8 protein-coding genes are annotated in these 7408 nt (G+C 62.8%); 5 read left to right on the top strand and 3 right to left on the bottom strand.

Annotation, left to right across the window (positions count from 1 at the left end; all coding sequences use genetic code 11):
* Positions 1 to 87: 87 nt before the first annotated feature.
* Genes IAE37_RS28475 through IAE37_RS28465 form a run of 3 tightly spaced genes read right to left on the bottom strand, consistent with a single transcriptional unit; the run spans position 88 to position 1679 of the window.
* On the bottom strand, positions 88 to 1161 hold the full coding sequence (locus IAE37_RS28475; protein ID WP_201178781.1) for an NAD(P)H-dependent flavin oxidoreductase: 1074 nt from the start codon (positions 1159 to 1161) through the stop codon (positions 88 to 90).
* A 23-nt stretch (positions 1162 to 1184) separates the two neighbouring features.
* Positions 1185 to 1355 carry a hypothetical protein gene (locus IAE37_RS28470; protein ID WP_201178780.1) on the bottom strand — a complete coding sequence of 57 codons (171 nt, stop codon included), beginning with the start codon at positions 1353 to 1355 and terminating at the stop codon, positions 1185 to 1187.
* A gap of 21 nt (positions 1356 to 1376) precedes the next feature.
* Positions 1377 to 1679, bottom strand: a complete 303-nt coding sequence (locus IAE37_RS28465; protein WP_201178779.1) for a DUF1883 domain-containing protein — start codon at positions 1677 to 1679, stop codon at positions 1377 to 1379.
* A gap of 175 nt (positions 1680 to 1854) precedes the next feature.
* Between IAE37_RS28465 and IAE37_RS28460 the strand changes: the two genes are divergently transcribed.
* From IAE37_RS28460 to ahpF, 5 genes are all read left to right on the top strand, one after another.
* Positions 1855 to 2214: a hypothetical protein gene (locus IAE37_RS28460; protein ID WP_201178778.1), complete on the top strand. Its 360-nt coding sequence runs from the start codon at positions 1855 to 1857 to the stop codon at positions 2212 to 2214.
* Positions 2215 to 2411: 197 nt separating this feature from the next.
* The gene (gene galU, locus IAE37_RS28455; RefSeq protein ID WP_201178777.1) at positions 2412 to 3251 is read left to right on the top strand and encodes a UTP--glucose-1-phosphate uridylyltransferase GalU; all 840 of its coding nucleotides are present in this window, start codon (positions 2412 to 2414) and stop codon (positions 3249 to 3251) included.
* Between the two features lie 182 nt (positions 3252 to 3433).
* The gene (gorA, locus tag IAE37_RS28450) at positions 3434 to 4789 is read left to right on the top strand and encodes a glutathione-disulfide reductase (protein WP_201178776.1); all 1356 of its coding nucleotides are present in this window, start codon (positions 3434 to 3436) and stop codon (positions 4787 to 4789) included.
* A 296-nt stretch (positions 4790 to 5085) separates the two neighbouring features.
* Positions 5086 to 5649 (top strand): alkyl hydroperoxide reductase subunit C, encoded by a 564-nt coding sequence (gene ahpC, locus IAE37_RS28445; protein WP_201178775.1) that lies wholly within the window; start codon positions 5086 to 5088, stop codon positions 5647 to 5649.
* Positions 5650 to 5781: 132 nt separating this feature from the next.
* Complete coding sequence (gene ahpF / locus IAE37_RS28440; protein WP_201178774.1) at positions 5782 to 7344, top strand: alkyl hydroperoxide reductase subunit F; 1563 nt, start codon at positions 5782 to 5784, stop codon at positions 7342 to 7344.
* Positions 7345 to 7408: the final 64 nt, after the last annotated feature.

Genomic DNA, 7408 nt, shown 5'->3' with positions numbered 1-7408 from the left:
GATATCGAGCGCCGCGCGGGCGGCGCTCGATATCCGCCACACCGCAAACCTCCCGACAGGCCGATACCTGCCCAAATGCCCGAAAATCTACCTCCCGCAGCCGACCAATGCCTTCTGCGCAATGTCCCGCGTCAACTCGCTCGCCGGCAGGTGCCTGCCCAGACGCAGCCCCTGGCCCGCCCACAGGTTGCTGAAATCACTGTTGCCCTGCGGTTCGGCGACCGCCCGCAACGGCATCAGTGCTCCGCCGGCCAGCGGGAAGCACGGCGCCAGTTCGCTCATCGGCCCCAGCTCGCGCATGATGCGGTTGTTGATGCCGCGCGCCGGGCGGCCGGTGAACAGGTTGGTCAGCGCCGTGTCGCTGGCCGGCGCACTGTCGAGGGCGCGGCGATGGGCCGGCGATACCTTGGCCTCCGGGCAGAACAGGTAGGCGGTGCCGATCTGCACCGCCGAAGCGCCCAGGGCCAGGGCTGCGAGCAAGCCGCGATGGTCGCCGATACCCCCGGCGGCAATCACCGGTACCTGCACGGCATCGGCGACCTGCGGCACCAGGGCGAAGGTACCTATCTGGCTGGTGATGTCGTCGTTGAGGAACATGCCGCGGTGGCCGCCAGCCTCATAGCCCATGGCAATGATGGCATCGCAGCCATGGGCTTCGAGCCACACGGCTTCTTCCACCGTGGTGGCGCTCGACAGCACCTTGGCGCCGCTGGCCTTGACTCGCTGCAGCAGGTCGGCCACCGGCAGGCCGAAATGGAAACTCACCACCTCCGGGCGCAATTGCTCCACCAGTTGGCAGCTCTGCTCGTCGAACGGCGCACGGTTGGATACCGGCGTCGGCGCCGCGAAGTCCGCGCCGACTTCCTGGTAGTAAGGCGCCAGCACCTGCTTCCAACGTTCGGCCTGGGCCGCATCCGGCGCGGGTGGCTGGTGGCAGAAGAAGTTCAAGTTCAACGGGCCCTGACAGGCGGCTCGAAAGGCTTCGATCTCGCTGCGCACCTGATCGGCGGTGAGCATGGCGCAGGGCAGGGCGCCCAGGCCGCCAGCGTTACCCACGGCGATCGCCAGGGACGAGCCGCAGGCGCCAGCCATGGGCGCTTGCAGGATGGGCAACTGGATGCCCAGCAGATCGAGAATACGATGGTCGGGCCAGTTGCTCATGCGCTGCTCCTTCTACGCGGGGTTTACAGGGCCTTGCTGACTTGGATGTCGCTGATCTTCTCGGCGTCGTCGCCGTGGATCTTGCGCAGGGCCTCCAGGGCTTGCTCGTGGGAGGCGTCCGCCAGGGTGGCGAAATCCCAGCGGCGCTGGCCGTCGAGTTTGTATTTGATCACGTACTTGATGTGCTGGGTCATGGTGCGAGGTATTCCGATGGATTAGCCGAGTTTCGACGAGGAACGGCGGATGATCTTGATCTTGTGGCTGAAGGTCGGCTTGCGGGTAACCGAGATCGGCCGTGCGGTGACGGTGTCGATGGTGATGTTCCAGAAGCCGGTGCTGGGCACGGTGATCTTGGCTGGGAAGCGCTCGAAGTGGCCGCCGTGGTAAGTGTGCCGGCCGCCGTTCTTGAAACTGCGGAAATTGGCGTCGTTCATCAGGCGGATGTTGCAGCGCTGGGAACACTCGATGACAACGATGTCATCCTCGTTCAGGTGCTCGCGCTGGTGTATGAATTTCATGTGATGCTCCGCAAGGATTGGTTCTGCAAACACGAACGATACCACGATGGCGCGCTGCACTGCCGCGCGGTGTAGCGGAGAGCAGATCGCTGCGCGAAGATAATTGCGCCAAAGCAGGGAGCAAAACCGCCCGGTTGCTGTCGTATTGATTTCATCGAAGGCAGAGGTGTGGCTAATGAAGTGGGTGGTAGCGGCGTTGTCCCTGACGTTGGGCGGGTGTGTCAGTGTTTCCGAGCTCGAGCAGTCGCGAGAAACGCTGGATGTGATGTCGGGCAAGACCCCGCGCGAATATGCCGATTGCGTGAAGCACAAGCTGGCCGACAGCCGCGAGCCGCTTGAGGAAGAACAGCGTGGTGACGGCTTGCGCCTGATCGTGCCACAGAAGCTGACTGCCGGTGCCGGCCCTGCGGCACTGCTGGATATCGACAAGCGCGGCAGTGGCAGCAGTATCAAGCTGCACGAGCGGCTGAACAATTTCCCGTTGCGCCTGGGTGATGTGCGCACTGCCGCGACCCAGTGCATTTCCGGTAGCTGATCGCCGGCAGTCGTGTAAGGCTGATGCGCATGCCTGCAGTCTTTGGCGGTTGTAATATTTACGATGCCTTTGAACTATCTACACTGGGTTATCTCTATCATGGCATCGGTCGGCCACGGGCGGGGCATTGTAAGGTGACTGCCGCCTGATTAGACTGCGCCGAAACCCATAGGCCCAGCCTTCGTTTAAGGACGTATATGATCAAGAAATGCTTGTTCCCGGCAGCCGGCTACGGCACCCGCTTCCTGCCTGCTACCAAAGCCATGCCCAAGGAAATGCTGCCGGTGGTCAACAAGCCGCTGATCCAGTATGGCGTCGAAGAAGCACTGGATGCCGGCCTGAACGAGATCTCCATCGTCACCGGCCGCGGCAAGCGCGCCCTGGAAGACCACTTCGACATCAGCTACGAGCTGGAAAACCAGATCAAGGGCACCGACAAGGAAAAATACCTGGTCGGCATCCGTCGCCTGCTCGACGAATGCTCGTTCTCCTACACCCGCCAGACCGAAATGAAAGGCCTGGGCCACGCCATCCTGACCGGCCGCCCCCTGATCGGCGACGAGCCGTTCGCCGTGGTGCTGGCCGACGACCTGTGCGTCAACCCCGAGGGTGACGGCGTACTGACCCAGATGGTCAAACTGTACAACCAGTTCCGCTGCTCGATCGTCGCTATCCAGGAAGTCGACCCGCAGGAAACCAACAAGTACGGCGTGATCGCTGGCGACATGATCCGCGACGACATCTTCCGCGTGACCAACATGGTCGAGAAGCCCAAGCCTGAAGACGCCCCGTCGAACCTGGCGATCATCGGTCGCTATATCCTCACTCCGGATATCTTCGACATCATCGCCAACACCGAGCCAGGCAAGGGTGGCGAGATCCAGATCACCGACGCCCTGATGCAGCAGGCGCAGAACGGCTGCGTGATTGCCTACAAGTTCAAGGGCAAGCGCTTCGACTGCGGTGGCGCCGAAGGCTACATCGACGCGACCAACTTCTGCTTCGAGAACTACTACAAGGCTGGCAAGGCTTACTAAGTAAGCGGTTGCCTGGTGTGACTGGGGCTGTTTTGCAGCCCTTCGCGGGACAAGCCCGCTCCTACAGGTCTTGCGCAAATCCATGGATACGCGCGGTACCTGTAGGAGCGGGCTTGTCCCGCGAAGGGCCGCAAAGCGGCCCCAGTGCGTTATGCTGGGCCGCTGCCTAGGAGACTGAATACATGGCCTACGATTTTGATCTGTTCGTGATTGGTGCCGGTTCCGGTGGCGTGCGCGCCGCACGCTTCGCCGCAGGCTTCGGTGCCAAGGTGGCGGTGGCCGAGAGCCGCTACCTGGGAGGCACCTGCGTCAACGTCGGCTGCGTGCCGAAAAAACTGCTGGTGTACGGCGCCCATGTGGCCGACGAGCTGGAACAGGCCGCAGGTTTCGGCTGGACCCTGGAAGACGGCCACTTCGACTGGGGCACCCTGATCGCCAACAAGAACCGCGAGATCGAGCGGCTCAACGGTATCTACCGCAACCTGCTGGTCAACAGCGGCGTCAGCCTGCTGCAGGGCCATGCACGCATCACTGGCGCCAATGAAGTCGAAGTCGACGGCCAGCGCTACAGCGCCGAGCATATCCTCATCGCCACGGGCGGCTGGCCGCAGGTGCCGGACATCCCCGGCAAGGAGCTGGCGATCACCTCAAACGAGGCCTTCTACCTCAAGGACCTGCCCCGCCGCGTGCTGGTGGTGGGGGGCGGCTACATCGCCGTCGAGTTCGCCGGCATCTTCCAGGGCCTGGGCGCGGACACCACGTTGCTGTACCGCGGCGACCTGTTCCTGCGCGGCTTCGATGGCTCGGTGCGCACCCACCTCAAGGAAGAGCTGGAAAAACGCGGCCTGGACCTGCAGTTCAACGCCGACATCCAGCGCATCGACAAACTCGACGATGGCAGCCTCAAGGCTACCCTCAAGGACGGCCGCGAGCTGGTCGCCGAGAGTGTGTTCTACGCCACCGGGCGCCGGCCGATGCTGGACAACCTGGGCCTGGAGAACACCGGGGTCGAGCTCGACGAGCGCGGCTACATCCGCGTGGACGCGCAGTACCAGACCACCGCGCCGTCGATCCTCGCCATCGGCGATGTCATCGGCCGCGTGCAGCTCACGCCGGTGGCCCTGGCCGAAGGCATGGCCGTGGCGCGGCGCCTGTTCAAGCCCGAGCAGTACCGCCCAGTGGATTACCAGAACATCCCCACCGCGGTGTTCAGCCAGCCGCCGATCGGCACCGTGGGCCTGAGCGAAGAGCAGGCACTGGAAGCCGGGCACAAGGTGCAGGTCTTCGAGAGCCGCTTCCGCGCCATGAAGCTGACCCTGACCGACATCCAGGAAAAGACCCTGATGAAACTGGTGGTGGACGCCGAGACCGACAAGGTGCTGGGCTGCCACATGGTCGGCCCCGACGCTGGCGAGATCGTCCAGGGCCTGGGCATCGCCCTCAAGGCTGGCGCCACCAAGCAGCAGTTCGACGAAACCATCGGCGTGCACCCGACCGCCGCCGAAGAATTCGTCACGATGCGTACCGTCACCCGCTGAGTTTTCGGGAGCAACTGTCTTGCTCATAATTTGATAGGCCTGCGTCATCCCTGTGGGAGCGGGCTTGCCCGCGAACACGGGCGAAGCCCGTGCCATGTGCCGCGGCGCATGGTTCGCGGGTAAACCCGCTCCTACATCCTCGCAATCCTTTGCTCAGCCCATTCCCTTCTATTAATAAACCGCGGTTATAGCCAAAACCAATCATCAGCATCAGCTTTGCCAATGAGCCTTTGTCACGCCCAGCGGTTAGGATTCTCTCCATCAACTGATTCCAACCCCATGAAGGAGCGTCTCTCATGCCAATCATCAACAGCCAAGTCAAACCGTTCAACGCCACCGCCTACCACAAAGGCGAATTCGTTCAGGTAAGCGAAGCCGACCTGAAGGGCAAGTGGTCTGTCGTGTTCTTCTACCCAGCCGACTTCACCTTCGTCTGCCCGACCGAACTGGGCGACCTCGCCGACAACTACGCCGAGTTCCAGAAGCTGGGCGTGGAAATCTACGGTGTGTCGACCGACACCCACTTCACCCACAAAGCCTGGCACGACACCTCGGAAACCATCGGCAAGATCGAATACCCGCTGATCGGTGACCCGACCCACATCATCTCGCGCAACTTCGACGTGCTGATCGAAGAAGCCGGCCTGGCCGATCGCGGTACCTTCGTGATCAACCCGGAAGGCCAGATCAAGATCGTCGAACTGAACGACGGTGGTGTTGGCCGTGACGCAGCCGAGCTGCTGCGCAAGGTGAAAGCTGCCCAGTACGTCGCCGCTCACCCAGGTGAAGTCTGCCCGGCCAAGTGGAAAGAAGGCGAAGCCACTCTGGCTCCATCGCTGGACCTGGTCGGCAAGATCTAAATCATGCGCCAGTCGCGGGCGGTAGCCAGCCGCCAAAGCTGAAGTAACTACCGCCCCGTAAAAACGCCCGGGCGATCTCGCCTGGGCGTTTTTGTATCCGAGTTTTGAAAGTCTTGAAAAGGAATCGCCCGTATGTTGGACGCCACGCTTAAATCGCAACTGAAAACCTACCTGGAGCGGGTCACCCAGCCGATCGAGATCGTTGCTTCCCTCGACGACGGCGCGAAATCCCGCGAATTGCACGACCTGCTGGTAGAAATCGCCGGCCTGTCGAACCTGATTACCTTGAGCGCGGACGGTACCGACACCCGTCGTCCTTCGTTCTCGCTCAATCGCCCGGGAGCTGACATCAGCCTGCGCTTCGCCGGCATCCCCATGGGCCACGAATTCACCTCCCTGGTGCTGGCACTGCTGCAAGTCGGCGGCCACCCGTCCAAGGCCAGTGCCGAAGTGATCGAGCAGATCCAGGCGCTGCAAGGTGAATTCACCTTCGAAACCTACTTCTCGCTGTCGTGCCAGAACTGCCCGGACGTGGTCCAGGCGCTGAACCTGATGGCGGTGCTCAACCCCAACGTGCGTCATGTGGCGATCGATGGTGCGCTGTTCCAGGATGAAGTCGAATCGCGCAAGGTCATGGCGGTACCGAGCATCTACCTCAACGGTGAAGTGTTCGGCCAGGGCCGCATGGGCCTGGAAGAAATCCTCGGCAAGATCGACACCAATGCCGGTGCCCGCCAGGCCGAGAAGATCAACGCCAAGGACGCCTTCGACGTACTGGTGGTCGGCGGTGGCCCAGCCGGCGCTGCAGCAGCCATCTACGCCGCCCGTAAAGGCATCCGCACCGGTGTCGCTGCCGAGCGTTTCGGCGGCCAGGTGCTCGATACCCTGGCCATCGAGAACTTCATCTCGGTGCAGGAAACCGAAGGGCCGAAGCTGGCCACGGCGCTGGAAGAGCACGTCAAGCAATACGACGTCGACATCATGAACCTGCAGCGTGGCGAAGCGCTGATCCCGGCCACCGATGGCGGCCTGCATGAAGTGCGCCTGGCCGGCGGTGCCTCGCTCAAGGCCAAGACCGTGATCCTCGCCACCGGTGCCCGCTGGCGCGAAATGAACGTGCCGGGCGAGCAGGAATACCGTGCCCGTGGCGTGGCCTACTGCCCACACTGCGACGGCCCGCTGTTCAAGGGCAAGCGCGTGGCGGTGATCGGCGGCGGCAACTCGGGTGTGGAAGCGGCCATCGACCTGGCCGGCATCGTCGCCCAGGTGACGCTGATCGAGTTCGACAGCCAACTGCGTGCCGATGCGGTGTTGCAACGCAAGCTGCACAGCTTGCCAAACGTGAAAGTGATCACCAGTGCCTTGACCACCGAAGTGGTCGGCAATGGCGAGAAGGTCACCGGCCTGCGCTACAAGGACCGCAGCACTGACGAGGTGCACGACCTGGCACTGGAAGGCATCTTCGTGCAGATCGGCCTGCTGCCGAACACCGACTGGCTGAAAGGGACTGTCGAATTGTCGCCGCGTGGCGAGATCATCGTCGACGCCAAGGGCCAGACCAGCGTACCGGGCGTGTTCGCCGCGGGTGACGTGACCACGGTGCCGTACAAGCAGATCGTCATCGCCGTGGGCGAGGGCGCCAAGGCATCGCTGGCGGCGTTCGACCACCTGATCCGTAGTTCGGCGCCGGCGTAAGCCTGTACCGGCCTCTTCGCGGGGCAAGCCCGCTCCCACAAACCCTGTGGGAGCGGGCTTGCCC

It is taken from the genome of Pseudomonas sp. S31, from assembly GCF_016648105.1.
GTDB lineage: Bacteria > Pseudomonadota > Gammaproteobacteria > Pseudomonadales > Pseudomonadaceae > Aquipseudomonas.
The sequence above is the reverse complement of the archived record's forward strand: the minus strand, read 5'-3'. Positions and strand labels throughout refer to the sequence as shown.

What these genes read in the sequence shown, in the direction of transcription:
- galU (WP_201178777.1), top strand. Translation starts at nt 2,412, where the DNA reads ATGATCAAGAAATGCTTGTTCCCGGCAGCCGGCTACGGCACCCGCTTC.
- IAE37_RS28475 (WP_201178781.1), bottom strand. Translation starts at nt 1,161, where the DNA reads ATGAGCAACTGGCCCGACCATCGTATTCTCGATCTGCTGGGCATCCAG.
- IAE37_RS28460 (WP_201178778.1), top strand. Translation starts at nt 1,855, where the DNA reads ATGAAGTGGGTGGTAGCGGCGTTGTCCCTGACGTTGGGCGGGTGTGTC.
- ahpF (WP_201178774.1), top strand. Translation starts at nt 5,782, where the DNA reads ATGTTGGACGCCACGCTTAAATCGCAACTGAAAACCTACCTGGAGCGG.
- IAE37_RS28470 (WP_201178780.1), bottom strand. Translation starts at nt 1,355, where the DNA reads ATGACCCAGCACATCAAGTACGTGATCAAATACAAACTCGACGGCCAG.
- ahpC (WP_201178775.1), top strand. Translation starts at nt 5,086, where the DNA reads ATGCCAATCATCAACAGCCAAGTCAAACCGTTCAACGCCACCGCCTAC.
- IAE37_RS28465 (WP_201178779.1), bottom strand. Translation starts at nt 1,679, where the DNA reads ATGAAATTCATACACCAGCGCGAGCACCTGAACGAGGATGACATCGTT.
- gorA (WP_201178776.1), top strand. Translation starts at nt 3,434, where the DNA reads ATGGCCTACGATTTTGATCTGTTCGTGATTGGTGCCGGTTCCGGTGGC.